Below are 24,012 nucleotides of genomic sequence, written 5' to 3'. Positions count from 1 at the left end.
ACGTGCGGCAACAGCTCGAATCAGCAGGATCTCAACTGTTTCTGCAGAGTTGTCTGATCCATCCGCGGGTATCGGCCGGATCGATGACGTCGTCCAGTTCGAACGTGGTCGCCGCCATCAGCGCCTTGCCCTGTGCGTAGGCCAGTTCCACGAACTGACCGAACAGCGTTTCCCGAGCCACCGGATCTTCGACGGACTCGAGTTCCTTGCGGAAACCGAGACGCACAGCACCTTCCAGACCCATCGGCCCGATCTCGCCCGTCGGCCACGCGACCGTGAACTCGGGGGCGTGGAAGGAACCACCGGCCATTGCCATGGCGCCCAACCCGTAACCCTTGCGCAGGATGATCGTTCCGAACGGCACGGTGAGGCGAGCACCGGCAACGAAGAACCTGCCGAACCTTCGAACCGTCGCCTCCTCCTCCGAATCCGGGCCCACCATGAATCCCGGTGTGTCGCACAGCGTCACCAGAGGGATGCGGTGCGCTTCGAGCAGTTCCAGGAAATCCGAAGCCTTGTCCGAGGCTTCCGCGTCGATCGCGCCGCCGAGATGCTCGCTGCTGTTCGCCAGCACACCGTACGGAACTCCTTCGACACGAACGAGTGCGGTTACTACACCGCGTCCGTAGTCTCGACGCAGTTCCAGGACGCTGTCGACGTCCGCGATTGCGTCGATCGCTCCACGAACGTCGTACGAGCGCAGGCGATTCTCCGGCACCACATGCCGCGAGAGCCGCGGATCCGGAGCGGTCCACTCTCCGCTCGCACCCTGGAAGTAGCCGAGGTACTGCTTGGCCAGCGCCACCGCATGAGCGTCGTCGTCAGCGACCAGGTGTACGACGCCGTTGCGGCGCTGCACGTCGATGGGGCCGATGTCCTCGGGGCGAAAGTTTCCGAGCCCGCCGCCCTCGACCATGGCAGGACCACCCATCCCGATGTTGGCGTCCGGTGTCGCGATCAGGACGTCGCACGCGCCGGCCAGGGCCGCGTTGCCTGCGAAACAGCGCCCGGACACGACGGCGACCATGGGCACCCGCCCGCTCAGCGCCGCCATGGCGCGGAAGGTTCCCAGCTCGAGGCCCGCCCCGGCGCCGGCGTCGGTGTCACCGGGGCGACCGCCGCCACCTTCCGCGAACAGCACCACCGGAACTCGCTTGCGATCGGCGATCTCGAGCAGGCGGTCGGTCTTGGCGTGATTGCGCATGCCCTGGGTACCGGCGAGCACCGAGTAGTCGTACGAGATCACGACGCTCTCGCCGCCGCTGATGGTCGCCACTCCGCCGATCAACCCGTCGGCAGGAGTGTTGGCGATCAGGTCTTCCTCGCTTCGCCGACTCCGCTGCGCCGCCAGCGCGAGAGCGCCGTACTCGACCAGGCTGTCGTCGTCGACCAGGTCGTAGACGTTCTCGCGAGCAGTCCGGCGTCCCAGCTTGTGACGCTTCGCCACGGCTGCGGGCCGGGCCGGGTCCAGGGTCACCTCGTGGCGAGCGATGATCTCCGCGAGATCGGGACGCACGTCGTCGAGGTCCACCTCGTCGACCTCGGCGAGCTTCGATCCCGCGCTTGCACTACGGACGACGAGCAACGGTTCGCCCGCACCCACCGACCTCCCCGGTGACGACAGGACCCGGACCACTTCGAGATCACCGGGCGCCGAGAGAACATGCTGCATCTTCATCGCCTCGAGGACGGCAACCTGGCCACCCGCATGGACGCCGTCACCGACTGCCGCGAGTTCGACGACGATGCCCGCCATCTGTGCACGGACCACATCCTCGTCCGGTGCCACGTCCACAGACGAGGAGGGCGTTTGTGGGCCCACTTCGGGGACGAGGTCCGCCAATCGAGAACCCAACCAGTCGACGTCGACCAGGCCGTCGCGGAAGTCCTTGTCCGACAGTATTGCCTGCAGAAATTCGAGGTTGGTCGCTACACCGTCGATGGCGAACTCACTGAGAGCAGCAATCGACTTACGCACCGCGGCAGGGAAATCCGCTCGACGCGTGTGGGTGATCACCTTCGCCAAGAGCGAATCGTAACGCGCACTCGGCGAGAGTCCGACCGTACCGAAGGTGTCCACTCGCACGCCGGGCCCGCCCGGAGGAGTGAAGTTGTCGAGCGTGCCCGACGAGGGCAACGCATTGCCGTCCGGCGTCATGGTTTCCATGTTGACGCGGGTCTGGATCGCGATTCCCGAAGCGTTTGCCACGGATCCGACTGTCTCCAAGCCCTTCTCGACAGCGATGATCCCTGTTGGCAGGTCCAGGTTCTCGAACGGAACTCCGTCCGCGATCGCGAGCTGCACGGCGACGAGGTCGACTCCGGTGACCTCCTCGGTCACCGTGTGCTCCACCTGAATTCGGGGATTGACCTCGAGGAAGACGAAGCCGCGTTCCTCGACCAGGAACTCGACCGTCGCGATGCCGCGGTAGCCGACCTCGGCGCACAGCCTCGCCGCCGCAGCGTGAAGACGCTCGCGCAGGGCCCCCGACAGCCCCTGCGCGGGCGCAACCTCGATCAACTTCTGATGGCGACGTTGGACGCTGCAATCGCGGTCACCCAGAGCGAGCGCGTGGGTTCCACCTTGCCCCGGTGCCGCCACGATCTGCACTTCGATGTGCCGAGCGTGCTCACTGAGCACCTCGGCGAACAGTGCCGAACTGCCGAATCCCGACTGGGCTTCGGCCGCACACACACGGTACGCGTCGTCGAGTGCTTTCGGGTCACGCACCGCGCGCATGCCGCGGCCACCGCCGCCGCTGAGCGCCTTGATCATGATCCCGCGGGAATTGCGCTCGAAGAATTCACGCACCTCGTCGAGGTCGGCGTTCGCCGATGTCGACGGCAGGACCGGCACTCCTGAATCGACAGCCGCGGTGCGGGCACTGGCCTTGTCGCCGAAAGTCCGGAGAACCTGGGCGTCCGGGCCGACGAAGACGATGCCGGCCTCTGTGCACGCCTGCGCGAATTCGGCGTTCTCACTGAGGAACCCGTAACCCGGGTGCACGTGCGTGGCGACTGTTTCGGCCGCGATCTTCAGCAAAGCCCCCTGATCGAGATACGCGGATGCGCCCGACGCTCCGAGCGGCACCGACTCCGTGGCCGCCGCGACGTGCGGACTGGACGCGTCGTCCTCGGCGTACACCGACACCGTCTCGATCCCGAGTTCACGGGCAGTTCGAATGATCCGCAGCGCAATTTCGCCGCGGTTCGCAATCAGCAGTCTCACTTGTCCCCCTGAGTGCGCTCGAACAGATCGCCCTTGCGCACCTTTCCTGTCGCTGTCATCGGAAGCGCCTCGAGCACTTCCACTTCGGGCACCTTGTACGTGGCCATGTTCTCCTTGGCCCACGAGACGATCTCGTCGGCCGCAGTGTCGGAACCCTCGACCAGTTGGACAAACGCAAAAGCCACCTGCCCCTTGTCCGGGTCCGGTTTCGGCACCACCGCAGCCTTTTCGATCGCCGGGTGCAGCATGAGCAGCGCTTCCACCTCGGAGGGAAAGACACTCATGCCGTTGGTCTTGATCATTTCCTTGTTCCGCGCCAAATAGTGCAAACCGCCACGCTCACTGAACTTTCCGACGTCACCGGTCTGCAGCCAGCCGTCACGGATGGCGTCGGCGGTGGCCGCCTCGTTGCGGTAGTACGCGGAAAGGATGGACGGGCTGCGCACGATGATCTGCCCGTGCTCGCCGACGGGAACCGGCCTGCCGTCGTGATCGACGATCAGAACGTCGGTGCCGGGCACCGGAATTCCGCAGAACACCGGCTCGCTTTTCAGGTCGTAGTCGCCGTCCTGGAAGCCGAGGGTGATCGTGTCCGCGGTGTGGGTTTCGGTCATGCCGTAGCTCGCTTCGCGCAGAACGCCGCCGGTAGCCTCGCGCCACCGCTGGCGCGTGGCCGGATCGAGTTTGAGAACGAACGAAACTGCCATGACGTTCTGGAGTGTCGAGAGATTTCGCTCCGCGAATCCTGGCGTGTCCATCAGTTCGACGTAATTGTCGACAGTTCCGACCAGCGAGGTCACGCCGTAAGCCTCGACAGCGTCGAGCGTGGTCTCCGCATCCCAACGATTCAGCAGGACCACGGTTCCGCCGTTGACGAGCGGAACCAGGATGCCGAAGTCCTCACCTGCGATCCAGAAGATCGGCAAGAACACCAGGGACACCGGCGGATTGGCACCCACCTGGTCACCGCCCGCAAGCGTCGCGGTGGCCGCGGTGTAAACCATGTGGCGCTGAGTGTGCTCACAGCCCTTGGGCATTCCCGTCGTTCCGCCCGTGTAGTTCAGGGCGGCGAGGGAATCGAGTTCGGTGGCGACAGGAGTCGCCCGCTCACTGGTGATGATCGACTGCCAGTCGCTCAGGCGCGGATCGTCGACCTCGAAGGGCAGTTCGACGGTCGGGATCGCCGTCAGCATGTCCGACACTGCAGTCTTCGCGACGTGTTCGAGTGGAGTCTGTGAGCGAACCTTCTTCACCAACTTCGAGAAGGTGTTCTGCGTCAGTAGGACCTTGACGCCGGCATCGTTGAGTTCGTGAATCAATTCATGTTCACGGAAGAGTGGATTGATCGGCACGTGAACCGCACCGACCTTGAGAATGCCGAGCATCGCGATATGGAACTGAGGGCAATTGACCAGGTGAACGCCGATGCGATCGCCGCGTTCGACTCCGAGTGACAGCAGCCATCCGGCAAAACGATCCGAAAGCTCGTCGTATTCGGAATACGTGATGACCCGGCCGTAGAAGACGATGGCAGGAGTATCCGGCCGCTCGATCGCCCAATGCCGCAAGTAATCGACAAGTCCCCCACCTTCGAGCGGATACTCGACGGCGCGGGGAATGCCGGCGGGCCAATGCGCGTGTTGCAGCGCAGAGATCTCCGCCAGAGCCGCTTCGAGCACGTCTTGTTCTGCCACCGATCACTCCATTCGTAAAAAAATCTATTTCGACTCTTCGAACCCGATCAACCGCTCGGACATCGTCGTCATATCTGCAATGAACTGGTTCTGCTCTTCGACACTCGCCTTACTCAGTCGTGCTCCACCGGCCATCTGTGCGTCCGAGATCATCTGAACGAGCACCGGGGGCGAAACACAGGGATCTACGTCGTGAACCTGTCGAATCCGTTCGACAAAGCGGACGTAGCGGCTCACGAGCTTTTCGCGAACCGCCGACCAACTGCGCTCGACCTCGGAATCCACCCGCGCCCGATGCTCGATCACCGCGAGCAGGTCACCGTAGGTGTACACGGCCGTGATGAACGCCGACGTGGTCGTTCGGAGAACTTCGCGTAGATCCTCGGCCGCCGGGCCCTCCATGTGCTGAGCGTCGAGGAAGCGTCGGCACATCATTTCGGCGACGGCGCGGAAGACCTCGTCCTTCGACGAGAAGTACGCGTAGAAGGTCGCCCGGGACACATCAGCCCTGGTCGTGATCGTCTCGACCGTCACGGCGTCGTATCCGAGTTCGCCGAAGCAGAGGGCAGCGGTGTCGAGCAGTCCGGCACGGCGTGGACCGTCGCCGAGTTTGCGGGCTGTCCGCGCTCGCTCCTGCGTTTCACTGGTGGTCACCGTCACAGTGTGTGTTGACGTTGACGTCAATGTCAAGAATCGCGAGCCCGGCGCCCCACTTCGGCTTTTTGTTCGGGTCACCCTTTCACACCCCGCATATCGGGTGTAAGACTCTGCCTCTAATGTTTTTCGCCTTTCCCAGAAGGAGTCAATTCCGTGCCGGAAGAATCCGCCTCGCCCTCCTATTCCACAATCAAGGAAACAGTTGCAGCTTTGATGCCGGCACTGGAGTCGGAACTCGTCGAACTTGTTCGTATTCCGTCGATAGCAACAGAAGGTTTCCCCAGCGAGCCCCTGTTCGAGGCTCACGACCTGATCGTTTCTCTATTGGAGAAGTCCGGAGTCACGAAGATAGAGAAACTCGAAATAACAGGTAAAACTGCGCCGGTCATCATTGCAACAGTTCCCGGTCCAGAGGGAGCCCCGACCGTATTGATGTATTCGCATTACGACGTCGTTCCCGCCGACGACGTCGAACTCTGGGATTCACCGCCTTTCGAACCGAGCAAGCGTGACGGCGCGATTTACGGCCGCGGTACGGCAGATTCGAAGGCAAACGTCATCGGCATGATCGGCGCGCTTCGCGTCTTCGACGGAAAGCCGCCAGTGACGGTCAAGCTCGTCATCGAAGGCCAGGAAGAATTCGGCAGCCCCTTCGACAACTATCCGCCGGAAGCCCCCGAATTGTTTGCGGCCGACGCAATGGTCATCGCCGACGTCGGGAGCGTTCGACCCGGATCACCGACCCTGACCGTCGCACTGCGCGGATCGGCCCAGGTGATCGTCGAACTCACCACTCTCGGAGCCGACAAGCACAACGGCCTCTACGGCGGCGCCGCACCGGACGCCCGCCTCGCGCTCATCCGCGCACTGGCGTCGCTGCACGACGACAACGGCGACGTGGCGGTCGACGGCCTCATGCGCGAACCGTGGACCGGCAGTTCATACACCGAGGACGAGTTCCGCACCCTCGCCGAGATCCGTGACGGGCTTCCGCTGCTCGGAACCGGCGGCATCGGCGAACGCATCTGGTCGGGCCCGGCCATCACCGTGACGGGAATCGACGCTCCCCCTGTGGACGGTGCGGTCAACGCCGTCGCAAGCACTGCCCGCGCCGTGATCAATCTGCGCGTACACCCGCGCCAACCTGCCACCGAGGCGCAGGCTGCTCTGGTCCGGCACCTGGAAGCCCTGCGCCCCTTCGGTTTGCAACTGACCGTCACCGCGGGAGAAACCGGCGACGGGTTTGCGGCAGCCGAAGGTGGACCGGCCTTCGACGCGGCATTGTCTGCACTATCGCAGTCGTGGGGTGAGCCGGCCGGGCTGATGGCAGGCGGCGGCTCGATCCCCCTCGTGATGGCCTTGGATACAGCAGTGCCCACCGCCGAGAAGCTGTTGTTCGGCGCCACCGACGGTTACGCGAACATCCACGGCCCCAACGAACGCGTCCTGCTCGACGAGCTCGAGAAGGCCGTCGTCGCCAAAGCACTGTTCTTCCAGGAGTACGCCGACACCTTCGAGGGGAAGAAATGAGCACCGAAACCGACACGGGGTCCGCACCTACTCCGGCCAAGAAGAAGTTCGAGTTCCCCGGCGCGGTCACGATGCTCGCGATCGTCACCGTCCTGGTATGGATTGCAGCACTGTTCATTCCGGCCGGACGCTTCGGCGTCGACGTGGACGGCTCACCCGTTCCCGGCAGCTTCGAGACCGTCACGTCTCCGCTGTCGTTCTGGGAACGAATCCAGCAACTGATCCTCTCCCCCGTCAACGGCCTCTACGGCGTACAGGATTCGATCACCGGGTTCGTCGACACCGACAACATCGGACGGCTCTTCGGTTCGGTCGGCGTAGTCCTCTTCATCATGGCGCTCGGTGCGTTCATCTCGGTCAGCTTTGCCACCCGCAGTCTCGAAACCGCTGTCTCCCAACTCGCTACCAAGCTCAGCGACAAGGGCTGGTTGCTCATCACCGTCATCATGGTGCTGTTCTCACTGCTCGGTTCGACAATGGGCTTCTCGGTCGAGACGTTCGGCTTCTACGCCCTGCTCATACCGCTGATGACGGCACTGGGTTACGACCGCATGGTCGCGGCCACCATGATCATCCTCGGCGCTCTGGTCGGAAACATGGCGTCGACCGTCAATCCGTTCTCGATCGGCGTCGCCTCCGGTGAGGCAGGCGTCTCCATCGGTGACGGCATCGTGCTGCGCGTGATCCTGTGGATCGTATTGACCGCTGTGGCAGTGGTATTCGTTCTCCGCTACGCCGCAAAGGTGAAGAAGGATCCGTCCAAGTCGCTTGTCGGCTTCGACATCGCGGACGACGAAGACGAAGAGCCGGCCGAGCCGGTGGACATCGACGGCAAGCTCACCGGAACTCAGAAGCTGGTACTGCTCATCACCGGACTCACCTTCGGACTGATGATCTTCTCCGTCATCCCGTGGTCGAGCATCTTCGGCGCCACCACCGGTCCGGCCGAGTACGACGCGTATCACGTCACGGCAACCGAGCCCTACTGGTTCGAGTTGAACTGGTGGTTCCCGCAATTGGCGATGCTGTTCATCCTCGCCGCCGTTCTCGTCGGCATAGTCGCGAAGATGGGTGAGAAGAAGATCGTCTCCCTGATCACGCGTGGAGCCGGCGACATGGTCGGACCGGCGATCGTCATCCTGCTCGCTCGCGGCGTCTCGGTGATCATGACCAACACCGAAACCCTCGACACCATCCTCAACGCGATGGAGCAATTGGTCAGCGGCGCTTCGGCGGGGGTCTTCGCGATCCTGGTGATGCTCGTCAACATCCCGCTGGCGTTCCTGATCCCGTCCAGTTCCGGTCACGCCACCCTGGCGATGCCGCTGCTCGCGCCGCTGGGCGACTTTGCCGGAGTCAGCCGAGCACTCGTCATCACCGCCTTCCAGATGGGCCACGGCCTGATGCTGATGGTTGCCCCGACCAACGTCGTCGTTGTCGGCGGGTTGGCCATGGCGAAGGTCGGCTACGACAAGTTCCTGCGCTTCGTCTGGCCACTGCTACTGATCAACTTCGTGATCGTTGTCGTGGTGATCGGCGCAGCAGCGGTATTCGAGTAGTTCAGGCGTGGTGGGCCTCGCGTGCCGCCGTCTCCAGACGGTCGGTGTACTCGGCCCACCACGCCTCATCACCGGGAGCCAGATTGTTGTCGCCCGCCTTCATCCCAGCGGCGCCGTCGATCAGCTCCCGCACGATGTCCGCGTGGCCGGCGTGCCGATGGATCTCGGTGACAACGTGAACGAGTATCCGGTGCAGTGTGACGTCGCGACGATCCTCCGGCCAGTGCTTCACGAAGCCGGGGGCGTCCAGATCGTGCTCCTCGATCGTGGCGTCGGCGAAAGCCCAGGTGCGGCGATAGGTTTCGACGATGTCGGCAGTGGACTCGTCGGCGCGGGCCCACATGTCGACGTTGAGTTCCTCCGAACGCAACCACGCGGGGAGATCGGGAACCCGACGGCCGAACGTAGGACCGAAATACCCGAGCTCGACGCCGATCATGTGTTTGACCAGACCCAACAAGTTGGTCCCTGTCCGGGTCATCGGGCGCCGAATGTCATACTCCGACAGCCCGTCGAGCTTCCAGACGAGCGCATCACGTGCTGCCTGCAGGTACCGCTGGAGATCTTCCTTTTCCGAGTTGGTGGTCATGAAACCAACCTAAACCGAGTGGAGCAGACATTGACAGCGGTCGAGGATCTGACCGAGGTTGCCTCCCGGGCCGTCGCCGCCGAGCGTGACGCCCGGTCGGTGCGCTGGCACAACCCGGCAGCCGTCCGCAAGGCTGCCGCGGCCGTCCGTGATTCGCTCGACGACGAACGATCAGCGCTGAGCCGACCGTCGTACAGCGGGTTGTCACCGTCGCCGCACATGGCGCGTCAACTCGAACTGATCACGACGTTGCAGCCGCCACTGCCCGCCGACGCCGGCATCGGCACCGCCGCGCAGGCCGAGGCCGACGCCGTCGCCGCGGTGACCACCGCACGGATAGCCTTGCGCGCCGCCCACCTTGCGGTTCTCGAAGCACGCGTCGCCGCGCTCGATGCCGGTGACACCGATACCGTCGCCGCCGCGATCCGCGGTTACGTCCCGCTGAACTCGGGCAACCCCGTCGTCCGGCACGTGCAGGATCTCGGCTCCCGGATCCGTGAGGAAGCACGGCACGTGGTGAGTGGTAAGCCTCGGTCGATCGCATTTCGGCTGGGGCTGAGCCTCGGAATGGGCTTGGCGTACCTGGCATTCATTCGCCTCTTCCAGTGGGACGCCAAGGAAGATCGACTGCCTTATCTTGCGCTGTACGCACTCTCGGGTGTGGTCGGAAGCGTCGTGTGCACCAATGCGCTCAGCTTCGACGCCGGCCGCGTGCGCGCTGCGTTGTCCGGTGGAACGAGGCTCTGGCACGTGCTCGTCGCGAAAAACGCGGTGATGCTGCTCCTCGTCGGCAGCGCCGGGTTCCTGCTCAGCGCCGTCCTCGCGTGGCGCTCCGGAAGCAGTGCCGACCTGGTGAAGGCGTGCGGCCAGGTGCTGACCATGATCCTGCTCTGGTTGGGGGTCGCGAACGTGATGTCGGTGAGCTTGCCGCTGCGGGCAGAACCGATGACGGCGCGGCGCCACGACGGCACGTGGAAGCAGTTCCTGCTGTCCTTCGTCATCTCGTACGGTGTCGGACTGATCGTCAATCTGATGCTCTACTGGCGCGTCTGGGCAAAGACGACGCTGCTCGAGCAGATGGGCGGTCCGTGGATTCCGGTCCTGCTGCTCCTCGCGAGCGCGGCCGCGACGTGGCTGTTGCTGACCGTGCTGGCGGTACTGCTGGCCGAGCAACCGCGCTTCCGGCGCGCCTTGCACCGGGAGATGGTGGTCTACCGCGAAGAAACCAACCACTTGCAGGCGACCATTCAGCACAATTCCGGCTAATGTAGCCGTGCGTGGCTGATCCGGGCACGTCGCGAGTACACGCAGTGTCGAGGAAGGCGTGACCCATCATGTCCGTAAAGCCTGGCGCGGCCGCCACAACGGCCGCCGTGAGCACCGCCTCCTGGCTACCACTCATCGTGGTGGTCCTCACCCAGATTCAGGCGTCGTTCGCCGTCAACGCCCTGACCGTCTCGATGGCCGGCATCACCACCGATCTCGACACGCCCGCAACAAGTGTCGGCACCGCGATCACCGCGGGCACCTTCGCCATGGCTGCCTTCATTCTGTTGGGGGCCAAGATCGGCGCCCGTTACGGAACGCGTCTGGTCTTCCAGATTGCCGTCGCGATTCACGGCCTCGCAATGGCCGCGGTCGCCCTGAGTCAGAGCCCGGCAATGCTGTTCGTGGCCCAAGCTGCATCCGGCGCCGTGATCGCCCTCATCGCTCCTGCGTTGACGGTCTTCATCGCCACGAACTTCAGTGGCGATCAGCAGGCAAAGGCCATCGGTTACCTGGCAGCAGCAATCCCGGCGGCCGGTGTGCTGGCGCTGCTCATCGCCGGTTCCTTCGCGACGACGATCGGGTGGCGATACTCGTTCGCCCTCGTCGTGGCTCTCGCGGTGGTCAACCTGATCCTGAGCTTCCGGGTCAAACCTGTTCCCCCGCAGAAGGACATCACCATCGACTGGGCCGGCGCCGCCATTGCTGCCGTTGCCGTCATCCTGCTCAGCTTCGGTTTCAGCGGCCTGAACTCGTGGGGCGTCATCCTGGCCACCGACGCTGCGCCGTTCTCGGTCATCGGTGTTTCACCCGCGGCCATCCTGATCGTCCTCGGCACCATCTGCGCGCAGGGATTCTTCCAGTGGACGCGAAGCCGCAAGGCGCAAAACAAGCCTCAGCTCTTCAACCTCGACGTCCTCAAGACCGGCGCCGAGCGCGCCACCACGATTTGCATGGCGACGATGATGTTCGTGGGAACCGCGGCCAACTTCCTCATTCCGCTGTACATGCAGATCATCCAGGGCCGCAGCAGCTTGCAGACGTCGTTCTCGATCATCCCGTACACACTTTCGATCTTCATCGCGAGCACCGTCGTCGCGCGTCTGTACAAGACGTACTCCCCGCGTCTGATCGCACGAGCCGGGTTCGTCGTCGTTGCCGCTGGACTCATCTTGTTGGCCTTCACCATTCGTGGCGACTGGCATCAGATCTTTGTCGTCATCGGACTGATCACCCTCGGCCTCGGGCAGGGCGCCATCGTTGCGCTGGTGTTCAACACCCTCCTCACCGCAGCTCCCAAGGAACTGGCCGGCGACGTCGGTGCCTGGCGGGGACTGGTACACAACATGTCCGGCAGCGTCGGCATCGCGGTGGCCAGCGTCTTCGCCGTCGGAATCCTCGGTTCCCTCGTCAGCTCGCAGCTGATCGACAACCCCACCATCCCGGCATCACTCAAGGTCGAGTCCGGGATCAATCTCGACCAGGTCAACTTCGTCCCCAACGATCAACTCGTCGTGACGCTCGAAAACACCTCGGCGACACAAGCACAGATCGACGAAGCCATCCGGATCAACACCGAAGCGCGCTTGCGCGCCCTGCGAACCTCGCTACTCGTCCTCGCCGGACTCTCCCTGCTCGCCATCATTCCGGCCGGCCGCATGCCCGACGAAGTACCTGCTCTGGAAGAACCGCAACCCACGAAGGGCAAGAAGTAACCGATGTCCAACCAAGACCAATTCGGTCCGATCGAATACGTTGCCGTCGAGTTTCCCGGCGGTGCACCGACCTCCGCAGGATTCGAGCAGCTGCTCACTCTCGTCGACTCCGGCGTGATCCGCATCCTCGACCTCGAGTTCGTCACCAAAGCCGCCGATGGATCAGTGGCCGTCGTACCGGCATCGACCTTCGAACTCGCAGATTTCGATCTGGCGCAGTTCGACGGCGCAGCCTCCGGACTGCTCGACGCCGGCGACCTCGCTGCCGTTGGTGACGAGTTGGCCGCCGGAAGTGTTGCCACCGTACTCGTCTACGAGGAACTGGCAATACTGCCGGTGATCGACGCGTGGACCCGCAGCGGCGCAAAGATTGTCACCGAAGGTCACCTGAGCTTGGACGAACTGGCTGCTGCACTGGACAACACCGCACCAGGCAATACGGAGAAGGACGCATGAGTTTCTTGAGGCGAGCCGGCCGGGTAGCCGTCGCAAGCTCCATTCACGGCAATGTTCAGCGCCGTCAGCGGACCCGTTGGGCCGCCGAAGATCAGGCTCGCGCAGCGCAGGCCCAGCCGGTGCCACCGATTCCCGATCTACCACCCCTGCCACCGCAGGCAGCTCCGGCAGCATCGATGGACTTGAAGCTCGAACAGCTCACCAAGCTGGGCGAACTCAAGAATGCGGGAGTATTGACCGAGGCCGAGTTCGAGACCCAGAAGGCACGTATTCTCGCCTGACCTAGCTGCGCCTCCCGAGTGCAAAAGCCATGACGGGAAGCTGCGTCGTCGCGAGATTCAACAGAGATGCCACTCGCGTATCCGTGAATCCTGCGATGGCGCAGCCCGCAAGTCCCATCGCCTCGGTCACGAGGTACAGATTCTGAACCAGCACACCGGCATCCACGTGCATCGTGCGGTAGTGCCGCATCGCGTACTTCTCGAGCGGCGCTTCAACGTCGGCGACCACAAACAAAAGAACCGGGAACACGTCGACGAACTCGGGTTGGAGAAGGCTCGCTCGAAGGTGCTCTCGCACGTCGCCTGGCCGGACAGCTTCGGCACGGCCTCGGGCATATCGGTATACCCCGGCTCCGAGCTCGTCTCCGGGTCGGCTGAGAACAAACGACAGCGTCAGTTCGCGCATCCCGCCCGCCGTCGGGCTGCTGACAACACTGTGGTGCAACACGTTTGACAGCTCGCCTGCTCGGAGTGCCGTCTGTGCGGGGTCGTAGCGGCTCCGCCGTGCCTGCAAGACGTCCGCGAACCCGCAGGCCGGCAGTGGCGTCGCGGCCGGCAGTTCCACGGATTCACACGTCACCGGCGGCAGTGCGTGCTCGTCGAACGGTAGCTCCGACGGACTCACCGTCCGGTCCAACACTGCATGCAGCGATACGACGGCCTCGATTCGCTCGAGTGCAGTCACGAACCCGGGTGCAGCAGGCGAGACACCTCGCCGGCCCCGTCGATCGAGACCAACTCGCCGGCGAACCACGCCTCCGGAACGGCAAAGATCGCATTCGATGTCGCGGCGGGGGTTCCGGCAAATGCCGTCCGCGCAGCATCCAGGGTGGATTCCCGAGCCGACTCGGTGGAGTAGACGACGAGGACAGCCTTCGGCGACTTCGCGAGCACCGATTCCGTGGCTACCTGGCCGAAGTACTTTCCGTCGGGAAGGTCGTTCTCGAAAAGATTGCTTCCCCCGGCGGCCTCGAGCACACTGCTGTAGAGGCCCCTGGCCAGAGCATAGGACTGTCCCTCCGAAACCTGAACCATCACAGTGGGAACCGGCTCCTGCCCGGCGACAGATGCCTCGGTTGCTGCGAGGGACTTCTTGCCGTCGGCCAGGAGGGTTGCTGCCGCCTCACTTGTTCCGGTCAAGGCGCCGAGACCGTCGAGGTCGGACCAGACGTCGTCGATCCGCCCCTCGGTGACGGCCTTGTGGCAGTAGCCGCTGTTCACGAAGATCGGGATGCCGAGGTCACGCAATTCGTCCATGGTCTGCAATCGGTCACCGTCGAACCAGTATTCCCCGTCGGAGACGATCAGATCCGGACGGGCGTCGAGCAATGCTTCTTTCGCGGGAACTCCGGTGCTCAGTACCGGCACGGCCGCGAACTGATCAGCGAGTTCGGGGCTGGGAGGAGAGAGGTCGGTATTCGATTGTCCGACAATGCGGTCGGCGGCGCCGAGCTGAATGAGAAGTTCCGTCATCGACGGATACAGCGAGACAATCCGCTCCGCCGTCTTGGGCACCGTGACCTCGCGATCACAATTGGTGACGGTGATCTTCTCGGACGACGACGCCGCCGAATCCGCCGTGGAGTTTCCGCATGCGGTCAGTACTGCGGTGGCGGTAACGGCCGAGCACAACAGCGCGGCAGTACGTATCGAGGATTTCAAGACACTGCTTCTTTCGTGTGTAGGAGCGGAGGGGCGAACGAGAGCAGGGGGCGCCCGGTCAACGGATGAGTGCCGAGATGCACCTGAACCCCGAATACTTCGGACAGCAGGTCCTCGGTGAGGACCTCGGCCGTCGGTCCTGTCGCGACAACTACCCCGCCGGAGAGCAGACAGACGTAGTCGCAATACGCTGCGGCCAAGGCGAGTTCATGGATCGCGACAATCGTCGTGGTACCGAGTTCGGCGACCAATTCCATCAATTCGAGTTGAGCACGGATGTCGAGGTGGTTGGTGGGCTCGTCCAGGACCAGCACCGACGGTTGTTGAGCGATCGCCCGGGCCAACATCACACGCTGTTTTTCTCCGCCGGACAGTTCGGCGAAGAGACGTGATCCAAAGCCCTGCATGCCGGTTCGCACCAGTGCGGCGCTGACGATGTCTCGGTCGATCTCGCCGAGTCGAGAGAACGCGCTGTGATGCGGCGTCCGACCCGTTGCAACCACCTCGCGGACACTGAACGAGAAATCGGATGAATGCTCCTGCCCCACAACACCGATGATGCGTGCCGCCGATCGAGGCGAGAGATCGTCCCAAACATTCACCTCGTCCACCTTCACGATTCCGCTTCGAGGCTTCATCGAGCGATACAACGCGCGCAGGAGGGAGGACTTTCCACTGCCGTTCGGTCCGACGAGTCCGACCACGCTTCCCTCGGGCGCTTCGAGGTCTACACCCGAAACCACGAGGCGTCCGCCCCGAACGACGTGAATTCCGCTGGCCGACAATCTCATGACTGCGCACCGCCGTCCCGTCGAAGCAACCAGAGGAAGAACGGTGCACCCAATCCGGCGGTGATGATCCCGAGCGGTAATTCGTTGGGCGCATCCAACATCCGAGCCGCAAGATCGACGATCACCAGGAAGGTGGCACCAACCAACGCGGTCGCGGGGAGCAGCTTGCCGTGATCGGAACCGACCAGAAGTCGTACGGCGTGCGGCACGAGCAGCCCCACGAAACCGATTCCCCCGGCGACGGATACGACAACCGCGGTCAGCAACGACGCGATCACCAGTAGTAGCAACCTGGTACGGCGCACGTCCACGCCGACCGATTGCGCGCTCTCGTCTCCCATGGCCAACGCGTTGAGTTGGCGCGATTGTGTCAACAGAATTGCCGCACAGACGGTGATCACCGCGGCGGGCACACCGAGATCCGACCAACTGGCCCCGCTCACCGAGCCCAGCAACCAGAAGAGCACTCCCGAAAGCTGACTCGGATCGGCGCGCAACTGCACAAAACTTGTTGCAGCCGAGAGCAGATAGCCGATGGCAACTCCGGCCAGGACCATGCGCAGCGGGACGAGCATTCCCTCTCGCCGACCCAGTACGAGAACCGCGATCAGGGAGACCATGGCCCCCAGGAAGGCTGCCACCGGGACACCGATCGACAGGCCGGTGCCGATGCCGGTCGTCATGATCAGTACTGCACCGAAGGATGCTCCGGAACCCACGCCCAGAATGTACGGATCGGCAATCGGGTTGCGCACCAACGCTTGCAGCACGGCGCCGGCCAACGACAATCCGGCGCCCGCCAATGCCGCAATCAGAATGCGCGGTACCCGCAATCCCCACACGATCCGATCGAGCAGCGGGTCGACCGGCGGACCGCCGACGTGTGCGAACAACACCGCGAACACGTCGGCAAAGGACACCGACGCGGCACCCGACCACACCGCGACGGTGGAGACCGCGACAAGCACAACCGCCGTGGCCAACAGAAACGGGACGTACCCGCGCTCGCCGACGGGATGTGGACGCGACGGCACTCGTGGTGCTGCCTCGCTGGTCAGCGTCATCGCACTCCTGAGTCGGTGGGGTTCGCAGTCATGAACAGGTGGATCTAATCATAACGACAGTCGTTTTCATTAATAGTCACATGCTCATCTGTGCGGGTAAGGGTCGGTCCGCAGCGCGCTCGCCCACGCGAATAGCGCCCCGACCAGCGCAAAGATGCACGCAACGAGGTAGGCGGTGCCGATGTCCCAGCGTCCTGCGATTGCCCCGGCAATCAAGGCGCCGACCGGCGAACCACCCCAGGCGACCATCCTCGCCGTGGTGTTCACGCGCCCCTGCAGACGATCCGGAGTCAGGCGCTGACGTGCACCGATGCCATTGAGGATGGTGACGGTCGCACAGCCGGAGTAGACGACGAGCGCCGTGATCGCGGCGCCGGTATTGCCGGTTGTCGCAACGACGAACAGCACCACCGGGCCGATGGTCAGCGCCCCGACCGTGATCGCCCCGACCGGCCACTGCGCCGGTAGGCGTGGGAGCAAGACTGCCCCGACCACTCCACCCACGGAGACGGCCGTCCACACGGCGCCGATCATCGGACTCGACGTCGAAATCCCCAGCCTCTCGGATGCGTACACCACCAGGAGCGCCGTAACCGCACCCTGCGTCAGCGAATTGACGAAGCCGACGCCGGTCAAGGCCCGCAGAAGCGGCGACTGCCAGAGGAAGTTGAGGCCTTCGCGTATGTCACGCGCAATTCCGGTTCCCGACTTCTTCGGCGCCGCAGGAGTAATCGAAAACGAGGCTCCGATCGAGGCCATGGCCAGCCCGGCCAGTACGTAAGCCAGTGCATCAGCACCCAATGCGTAGGCCGGGCCGATCGAGGCCACGAGCACGCCGGCTATCGCCGGAAAGACAACATCGATCAGCGTGCTGGACGTCCACAGCGCGCTGTTGGCCGCCGGTATCCTCTGCCGACCGACCAGAGCAGGCAGCGCTCCGAAAGCAGCGGCGTCGAACCACACGAAACACGTTCCGATGCACATCGATACGCCGACGGCATGCCACGCCGTCAATACGCCGAGTGCCTGCGCTGCCGGAATACTCGCCAAGGCAAGTGCAGCAACGGCCTGCGCACACAGGATGACCGTCCGTCGGTTGACTCGGTCTGCCACGGCGCCGGCGAACAAGCCGAACACGAGATACGGCAGAACCGTCCCCGCAGCCGCGAGCGAGGTGAGAAACGGAGACCGGCTGATGTCGAACACCAGGATCGGCATGGCCACTCCGGTGACCGCCGCACCGGCTACGGCAATCGTACGAGCCGTGAAGAACAATCGAAACGATCTGTCCCGAAAGACATGTGGTTGCGCTTCGACGGATCCCGTCGTCGGGGTCTCGCTCATGTATGCACTCTCTTGTACCTGTTGCTCTCCGTGGCGATCTTTCGTACGGTGGCATCGTAATGGAAATGGTTTCCATTACGGAAGGGATGACAATGAGCAACATTTCGTTCGACAGCGTCTCCAACTCGGCTCCGGCCAATGCACTCCAGGGCGTCGGCACCAACGCTCTCGTCGACAACCCGTTCACCTTCGAGCCGGTTGCCGAGGCAACGTCCGCACACGCCCTGCAGGGTGTGGGCACCAACGCCCTCGTCGACAACCCGTTCAGCTTCCAGAGCTGAAACCTCCCCTGATCCAGACTGTTTCGACAGTCTGATCTGCCGATGACCCCGCCCGCATCCGACTCGTCGGGTGCGGGCACCGACAAGGAGATCCGTGTACGCCCTCGCCGACGGACACCAGCTGTATCCGACCCCGGACGGCACTTGGCATTACCTGACACCGGACGAGAACGCGGTCACGATCGGCGCGCCGGCCGAAGACCTCGCGGAACTCGACAACTTTCTCAGGCGCTCTGGTTCGGTGCTCGGCCCGGGAGCTATCGAGATCGCCGACGCCCTCGTCTCTCGCGGCGTGCTGGTTGTTCCGGGTCAAGCGCCGGAGATTCCGCGCCCACAGCGTGTGCTGATGGACGGGATCGGGCCCGTTGCCGATGCTTGCATCGCCCTGCTCTCCAAGGCTCTTCCGCATCTCGAGGTCGTATCCACTACTGCGCCAATCGAAGACGACGTTGCGTCGTCGGACCTCGTACTGTCGGTTGCCGGGGCCCCTCCTCACGACGAGTGGTCGGAACTCGATACCTGGTGCCGCCGAAACCAAACACCGTGGCAAACCGTCCACGCGGAGCTGGGTGAGATCTGCATCGGACCCTTCTTCGACGGTATCGGCAGCGCAAGCTACCGGGACGTCTGCGGTCGACGGCTTGCCGCGTCGCGCGTCCCGAATCATCTGCAGGCACTGTGGAATCACCTCGCCGGCAGCGAACCTCGCCCGCTCGAACTTGAACCCACCGCAGCCGCAATGGCCAGTGCGCTTGCATGTTCGGACGTCGTGGCTGGTGTACATGGCGCACCGCCATCACACCTTCACCACCAGATCCGGATGAATCCGCGAACCCTCATGATGACTCGCCATCCCGTGCTACCACTGCCCGGCGGCGTTCTCGAACCCGCGCCGACGCTCCGGTGATCTCACTCGGAGTGAAGATCCCGGCGGCAGACGGTTCTTCGTTGGCTACGGATGTGCTTCTCCCACCGGATTCTTCACCGCGGGGACTGATCGTGATCCGCACCCCGTACGGGCGTGGATGGCATCTGGCGGAGGGGCTCGAATGGCGATCACGAGGAATTGCCTTCATCTGTCAGGACGTACGTGGACGGCACGATTCCACCGGATCTTGGGAACCGTACGTCCACGAGCGCGAGGACAGCGCCGCCCTGGCCGAGTGGCTGCAGGATCAGCCGTGGACACCGGAGTGCGTCATCGCAAGCGGGGCTTCGTATGCGGCCGGAACCGCCTGGGCATTTGCTGCCGAGACCAACAGCGCCGATCGGTCATTTCGTGTAGACGGCGTCGTCTCCAAGGTGCCGACCATCGGAAGCGACCGCGTCAAACGTGATCCCTCGGGGATACTTCTCCTCGCCGAGCATCTGGCGTGGTGGGGCGAGCACGGAGATTCGTCTTCCTCTCGTGAGGGTTTCATCCCTGAACTGATGCGTTCGGATTCAGCTTTGCTGGAACATCTCCCGGTGCAGTCGATGATCGAGAAAGTCGGTCTGACCTCCGATTCACCGGGCTGGTTGACGCCGATCCTTCGCGCTCGTAAACGCGAAGACTTCGGTGGCGATGATCTGGTGTCCGCGGACGAACTCTCCGAACTCGACATCGCCGGGCTGCACATCGGCGGTTGGGACGATGCGATGATTCGGGAGACACTGCGGCACTTCACGTCCGTTGGGCGCGGGCCGCAGAGTTTGATCGTGGGCCCCTGGGCGCACGACCTCCGCCCTGGAATGGTCGGCGAGACAAGTTTCGGCCGCCTTCAGGTCGAGTGGATGGAATCGATATTCTCGGCGCGGCCCGTGACCATCAATCGGGTATTCGACCGGGGTGCAGGCGATTGGTCGAGCGAACCGTATGTCACGGGTGCGAATCGCGTTCGTCTCGAACCAGATCGGAAGGATGCGGCCTACACCTTCCTGTATGACGCCTCAAGGGCCCGAAACGACTGTGTTTTCTGGACTTTCGATATCAAGCACGACTCCGTACTCTCCGGAACACCATCGGTGGAGCTGAAAGTGCACTCGCCCGAGGGCGAAGCCGATTGGATCGTCGAGCTGAGCGTCGTAGATGCCGCTGGAGTCACCAGGTCGGTCGCACGGGGCGCGGGCGTCAGCGTGCAGCCGACGATGGTGACAATCGATCTGGATCCCGTGTTGCACACTGTGCGCGCGGGTGATGTCTTGACGCTGCGGATCGCCGGCTCGGACTTCCCACGACTCGCACGCAATCTCGGAGACGGTGATCGCTATCGAGGAACACGCAGTACCGCACTGCACCAATCATTTTCCGGGTCGTTGACCCTGCCGATACTCGGAGGAACTGCCGGTGGATGACTTGCTGGTCGACGCCCGGAGCGGCGTGCTGACCTCACTGGAACCACACATTCGCTCGGACATGCCGACAGGCTGGGTCGGTTGGGCCGCGAGGGTGGCCGACACCAGAAACTTCGGCGGCAGCGGTTCACTGTTTCGCGCGGACCCTTACGGATTCGGGGCTTCGATACGCGACGATGCAGCAGCTCGCGGGGCGGCGACCGGTGAGGCCGTCGAAAGATATTGCGGCAACGTGGTCCCCGAGGATCTGGTCCGCAGCAGTGCATCAGCGCTGGAACTGGCCGGCTCACGGGTCGTCGATCCCGCTGAATTTGCGTTGTACAGCGAGGATCAGTACCGCCTTCCCGGATTCCCCTTTGTTCCCTTCACCTCTGATCTGAACATTCGCTGGGCATTGGGTCACACCATGGACGAAAAGGTGCCCACCTACGTGCCTGCAGCCCTGACTTATCTCGGGTACTACACAGGCACCCGTCGCTGCGAGCCACCGATCGCGTCGTTGCAGTACGCCGGAATCGCAGCGGGACGCTCACGCGACGAGGCCGAGATGTCAGCTCTGCTGGAACTTCTCGAACGCGATGCCACCGCGCTGTGGTGGTGCGGGGACCGGTCACAGCCGGCGATCGAGCTTTCCGACTGGGAGCGGTTGCCTGCGCACCGCCAACTCGGGGATCTGGAGAGCCAGACCCGGAGCGTTCGAGTGCTGCTGCTTCCCTCCCCCTTCGGCGTTCCCGTCGCCGCAGCGTGGATCCGCGATGACCGACGTGGACTGGTCGCGCTGGGCACAGCTTGTCGACCGACGGTGGAGGCGGCAGTCTCGAAGGCGCTTGTCGAGGCGTATGCCGTACTTGCCATCACGATCGACCTCGCCGACCCCGACGGGCCGACCTGGCGCAGCGTGGCGGACGGAACGCTGCCGGCGCACCTGTACAAACCCTTTCGGGCCGACCGTCGTTACCGGGACGAGTTCGATCCGCAATGGAAAGACATCGTCGATCTGCCGACCGTCGCCCAACTTTATCTCGATCCCGTGATGGCCCTGGCCGCAGAGGAACATCTCTTCGACTACACCGAAACACTCTCGGTATCAGAGATTCCCGACGAAGCGCCGTTGGATCTGGCTTCTCTCGTAGCGCTTCTGATGTCACGGGGACACCAGCCGATTTCCGTCGATCTCACCACCGGCGACATCTCGATTGCCGGGTTGCACGTCGTCCGCATCCTGACTCCGGGCCTGTACAACAACGCCCCAGCAGCTTTTCCCCTTCTTGGAGGTAGCAGATTGACCAGCGCATCGACCACCCATCTGCATCTGCCGGTCCCCCTCGCATGACATCTTCGCTCGTCGACCGCCGAACTGGGATCATTCGAGAGTTGGTCGACGCCGTTGTTCCCCAGCACTTTCCGCCCGAGTTCAAGCTGATTCACTCGTATGTCAGTGATTCAGCACGCTTTTCACCCTGGTCCAGTGACTCGGCCGGCGCCGGATATTGCTTTGATCTGGGTGACCGTGCGCGGCCTACCGCAGCTGCGATAGGCGAAGCGGTGGAACGGTATTGCGGCAACATCGTCGCCAAACCGATCGTCCGCGAGTCCGCCGAAGCGTTGATCGGAGCAAGCATCGACCTGTCACAACTCGCGCGTTTCGATACTGCCCAGTACGCGCGGCCACAGTTCCCGTTCGTCGAACCAACCGACGATCTGGAGATGGACTGGACTCGCGGAGCCGACCTGATCACGGGTTCGGATATCTGGGTACCGGCCGAACTCGTCTGGGGTTCGTATCCTCATTTCGTCGCCCGGACGGGTCCGGCGATCTCTCCGGTAGCTCAGGCGGGTCTCGCCGCCGGTCCCACGACGGAATTCGCGATACGGAATGCACTGCGCGAGATAGTCGAGCGCGACGCGATGACGTTGTCCTGGACCGGAAGACGCGGCGTTCGGATCGTCACCGGCATTCCCGAGGTGCTTCGGCGACTGGGGAATCACGACAGCCTCTCGACCAGGTGGATTTCATTCGAGAGTGATTTCGAGATCCCCGTCCTGGGCGCCCTGGTTTGCGACCGACTGACCGGATACTCGACCATGGGTACCGCTTGCCACGAAGACGCCCAGACCGCTGCGTTCAAGTCACTCGGCGAAGCGCTTCAGCTGCAGCTGCTTTCCGCCGACTACGACAGCCCGGAGAGCGGCATCGGTCGAGCCGCGGCCTCCCCGACCAGTCCGCTTGCGCCTTGGCGAGCTGACCGAAGCTATGCAGGCGCCTACCGATCGGATTTTGCCGACGTGATGGACTACGGATGCCACCTGCAACTTCACCTGGACCCGGAGATCCAAGCACGATTCGAGAGTGAGCTGGCAGATGCGGTCGTCGGCGAGGTGGACCTCGACTCTCTGACGTCACCCATCGACACCGAAAGCGCTCTGACGGCAGCCGGTTTCCGGCCGGCATGGGTCGACCTCACCACTGCTGATGTTCTCCGCGCTGGCTTGCATGTCGTCCGCGTCGTCGTACCCGGTTGTCTCACCAATGCGGCCGCCGGATTGCCGTTTCTCGGCTCGCCCCGACTAGTGGACTGTCTTGCCGGACGATCGGCTCGCACCATCCCATTGCCGCACTGACAGTTCGGGAACCGCCGCTTGCAACGACTCGGTGGTTTCCACCGCGTGGAACCACGTCGGCTTCGAGATCGCGGCATCCCGAATCACCTGCACGGCGCGCGCGGCGATAGCTGCCGTCGCGACCGACTGGCTACGCCCCGAAACCCACAGCGCCGGGCCGGTATCCGCTCGGGCCATCGCTACCCAACGATCCGAGCCCCACAGCTTCTTCGGCACGACCTTCTGTAGCGCGGGTGCCCACGTCATGGCCGCAAGTCCGAGCGTCGCGGTGGACGTGTCCAATCGCAGGTACGTCCTGACCGGAACACCGAGGTCTCGCGTCAACGCATGCTGGTCCGAAAAGTCGGCCCGCACAGCAGGACCGGTGCGGTAGCCGGTCGCATCGGCCGGTATTCGAAACGTCTTCATCCCGGTGTAGTTGCGGACCGATCGTCCGTCGGGATCAGGAAACCTCGTGCCCAACATCCCGTACGTCCACGCCGTTGCGGCCGGCCCGTGTAGTTCTCCACCGCCGAGGCCGATCAGGATGTCCACGGGTCCGTCGCCGAGTCGATGCGCCTCGGTTGCAAGGACACTGGTCAATCCCGGCGCCAACCCGACGCCCATGAGAACGGGTCCGTCGACCGCTTCCAATTCTTCGCAGTAGCTCGAGGTCGCCGTGATGTCGACGAATGCCGCCCCACCGCGTACCGCTTCGTCGGCCAGGCCAACGTCCTCGAAACCCGACGCATTCACCACCACATCGAAGTCTCGAACCACAGTCGAATACGCGCCTGGTTCTTTAAGATCAACGACGACGTCCGCGCGGGCAGGATCACGGCCGGCGGAGTACGCGGAGATTTCGGGGACCTTCGCGAGTTGTTTCATCAGGGGAATCCCGACGGCACCGTAGCCACCGAGTACAAGAACCTTCGTCATTATTTCGCCTCCCGAGTCGC

Annotated in this window: 21 protein-coding genes; 11 read left to right on the top strand and 10 right to left on the bottom strand. The window is 63.5% G+C overall.

What is annotated here, in order from left to right; all coding sequences use genetic code 11:
- Window positions 1-31 precede the first annotated feature (31 nt).
- The 3 genes from ACBG85_RS00755 to ACBG85_RS00745 are packed head-to-tail and all read right to left on the bottom strand — an operon-like array spanning window position 32 to window position 5,583.
- On the bottom strand, window positions 32-3,229 hold the full coding sequence (locus tag ACBG85_RS00755; protein ID WP_372025829.1) for a carboxyl transferase domain-containing protein: 3,198 nt from the start codon (window positions 3,227-3,229) through the stop codon (window positions 32-34).
- A complete protein-coding gene (locus tag ACBG85_RS00750) occupies window positions 3,226-4,923 on the bottom strand; it encodes an AMP-binding protein (protein WP_372025827.1) in 1,698 nt (565 codons plus the stop codon). Before ACBG85_RS00750 ends, ACBG85_RS00755 begins: the two co-directional genes overlap by 4 nt.
- Window positions 4,924-4,947: 24 nt before the next feature.
- Window positions 4,948-5,583 carry a TetR/AcrR family transcriptional regulator gene (locus tag ACBG85_RS00745; protein ID WP_019746323.1) on the bottom strand — a complete coding sequence of 212 codons (636 nt, stop codon included), beginning with the start codon at window positions 5,581-5,583 and terminating at the stop codon, window positions 4,948-4,950.
- 150 nt (window positions 5,584-5,733) lie between these two features.
- Here ACBG85_RS00745 and ACBG85_RS00740 point away from each other — a divergent pair, with 150 nt between their 5' ends.
- Both ACBG85_RS00740 and ACBG85_RS00735 read left to right on the top strand, forming a co-directional pair.
- Window positions 5,734-7,110 carry a M20/M25/M40 family metallo-hydrolase gene (locus ACBG85_RS00740; protein ID WP_080726737.1) on the top strand — a complete coding sequence of 459 codons (1,377 nt, stop codon included), beginning with the start codon at window positions 5,734-5,736 and terminating at the stop codon, window positions 7,108-7,110.
- The gene (locus ACBG85_RS00735; protein WP_050657054.1) at window positions 7,107-8,669 is read left to right on the top strand and encodes a YfcC family protein; all 1,563 of its coding nucleotides are present in this window, start codon (window positions 7,107-7,109) and stop codon (window positions 8,667-8,669) included. Before ACBG85_RS00740 ends, ACBG85_RS00735 begins: the two co-directional genes overlap by 4 nt.
- A 1-nt stretch (window position 8,670) precedes the next feature.
- On the opposite strand, the gene ACBG85_RS00730 is transcribed toward ACBG85_RS00735, so the two are convergent.
- Window positions 8,671-9,258, bottom strand: a complete 588-nt coding sequence (locus tag ACBG85_RS00730) for a DinB family protein (protein ID WP_003944177.1) — start codon at window positions 9,256-9,258, stop codon at window positions 8,671-8,673.
- A gap of 18 nt (window positions 9,259-9,276) precedes the next feature.
- Here ACBG85_RS00730 and ACBG85_RS00725 point away from each other — a divergent pair, with 18 nt between their 5' ends.
- The 4 genes from ACBG85_RS00725 to ACBG85_RS00710 all read left to right on the top strand — a co-directional run bounded on the left by ACBG85_RS00725 (window position 9,277) and on the right by ACBG85_RS00710 (window position 12,976).
- Window positions 9,277-10,524 carry a hypothetical protein gene (locus ACBG85_RS00725; RefSeq protein ID WP_042453265.1) on the top strand — a complete coding sequence of 416 codons (1,248 nt, stop codon included), beginning with the start codon at window positions 9,277-9,279 and terminating at the stop codon, window positions 10,522-10,524.
- Window positions 10,525-10,592: 68 nt separating this feature from the next.
- Window positions 10,593-12,239 carry an MFS transporter gene (locus tag ACBG85_RS00720; protein WP_050657053.1) on the top strand — a complete coding sequence of 549 codons (1,647 nt, stop codon included), beginning with the start codon at window positions 10,593-10,595 and terminating at the stop codon, window positions 12,237-12,239.
- Between the two features lie 3 nt (window positions 12,240-12,242).
- On the top strand, window positions 12,243-12,695 hold the full coding sequence (locus ACBG85_RS00715) for a DUF6325 family protein (RefSeq protein ID WP_064073622.1): 453 nt from the start codon (window positions 12,243-12,245) through the stop codon (window positions 12,693-12,695).
- Entirely contained in the window at window positions 12,692-12,976 is a 285-nt protein-coding gene (locus ACBG85_RS00710) for an SHOCT domain-containing protein (RefSeq protein ID WP_007735909.1), read from the top strand. The genes ACBG85_RS00715 and ACBG85_RS00710 overlap by 4 nt, the downstream gene beginning before the upstream one ends.
- A 1-nt stretch (window position 12,977) precedes the next feature.
- On the opposite strand, the gene ACBG85_RS00705 is transcribed toward ACBG85_RS00710, so the two are convergent.
- The 5 genes from ACBG85_RS00705 to ACBG85_RS00685 form a co-directional block, all read right to left on the bottom strand.
- Window positions 12,978-13,661 (bottom strand): SagB family peptide dehydrogenase, encoded by a 684-nt coding sequence (locus ACBG85_RS00705; RefSeq protein ID WP_064073623.1) that lies wholly within the window; start codon window positions 13,659-13,661, stop codon window positions 12,978-12,980.
- Window positions 13,658-14,638 (bottom strand): ABC transporter substrate-binding protein, encoded by a 981-nt coding sequence (locus ACBG85_RS00700; RefSeq protein WP_064073624.1) that lies wholly within the window; start codon window positions 14,636-14,638, stop codon window positions 13,658-13,660. Before ACBG85_RS00700 ends, ACBG85_RS00705 begins: the two co-directional genes overlap by 4 nt.
- Entirely contained in the window at window positions 14,635-15,429 is a 795-nt protein-coding gene (locus ACBG85_RS00695) for an ABC transporter ATP-binding protein (RefSeq protein ID WP_042453274.1), read from the bottom strand. The genes ACBG85_RS00700 and ACBG85_RS00695 overlap by 4 nt, the downstream gene beginning before the upstream one ends.
- Entirely contained in the window at window positions 15,426-16,493 is a 1,068-nt protein-coding gene (locus ACBG85_RS00690) for a FecCD family ABC transporter permease (RefSeq protein ID WP_372025822.1), read from the bottom strand. The genes ACBG85_RS00695 and ACBG85_RS00690 overlap by 4 nt, the downstream gene beginning before the upstream one ends.
- An 84-nt stretch (window positions 16,494-16,577) precedes the next feature.
- Window positions 16,578-17,837, bottom strand: coding sequence for an MFS transporter (locus ACBG85_RS00685; RefSeq protein WP_030535879.1), 1,260 nt, complete (start codon window positions 17,835-17,837; stop codon window positions 16,578-16,580).
- 92 nt (window positions 17,838-17,929) lie between these two features.
- Here ACBG85_RS00685 and ACBG85_RS00680 point away from each other — a divergent pair, with 92 nt between their 5' ends.
- The 5 genes from ACBG85_RS00680 (at window position 17,930) to ACBG85_RS00660 (ending at window position 23,074) form a co-directional block, all read left to right on the top strand.
- On the top strand, window positions 17,930-18,118 hold the full coding sequence (locus tag ACBG85_RS00680; RefSeq protein ID WP_003943543.1) for a streptamidine-related RiPP repeat protein: 189 nt from the start codon (window positions 17,930-17,932) through the stop codon (window positions 18,116-18,118).
- A gap of 94 nt (window positions 18,119-18,212) precedes the next feature.
- A complete protein-coding gene (locus ACBG85_RS00675; RefSeq protein ID WP_209910768.1) occupies window positions 18,213-19,025 on the top strand; it encodes a hypothetical protein in 813 nt (270 codons plus the stop codon).
- Window positions 19,022-20,452, top strand: a complete 1,431-nt coding sequence (locus tag ACBG85_RS00670; RefSeq protein ID WP_372025819.1) for a CocE/NonD family hydrolase — start codon at window positions 19,022-19,024, stop codon at window positions 20,450-20,452. Before ACBG85_RS00675 ends, ACBG85_RS00670 begins: the two co-directional genes overlap by 4 nt.
- Complete coding sequence (locus ACBG85_RS00665; protein ID WP_234551150.1) at window positions 20,445-21,785, top strand: YcaO-like family protein; 1,341 nt, start codon at window positions 20,445-20,447, stop codon at window positions 21,783-21,785. Before ACBG85_RS00670 ends, ACBG85_RS00665 begins: the two co-directional genes overlap by 8 nt.
- Window positions 21,782-23,074 carry a YcaO-like family protein gene (locus ACBG85_RS00660; protein WP_372025817.1) on the top strand — a complete coding sequence of 431 codons (1,293 nt, stop codon included), beginning with the start codon at window positions 21,782-21,784 and terminating at the stop codon, window positions 23,072-23,074. Before ACBG85_RS00665 ends, ACBG85_RS00660 begins: the two co-directional genes overlap by 4 nt.
- Here ACBG85_RS00660 and ACBG85_RS00655 read toward each other — a convergent pair.
- Complete coding sequence (locus tag ACBG85_RS00655) at window positions 23,021-23,992, bottom strand: hypothetical protein (protein WP_372025815.1); 972 nt, start codon at window positions 23,990-23,992, stop codon at window positions 23,021-23,023. The genes ACBG85_RS00660 and ACBG85_RS00655 overlap by 54 nt on opposite strands.
- Window positions 23,993-24,012 lie beyond the last annotated feature (20 nt).

It is taken from the genome of Rhodococcus sp. NyZ502, from assembly GCF_041464245.1.
GTDB classification, from domain to species: domain Bacteria; phylum Actinomycetota; class Actinomycetes; order Mycobacteriales; family Mycobacteriaceae; genus Rhodococcus_F; species Rhodococcus_F qingshengii.
Note: the sequence above shows the minus strand (reverse complement) of the source record. Positions and strands in the feature narration are given on the sequence as shown.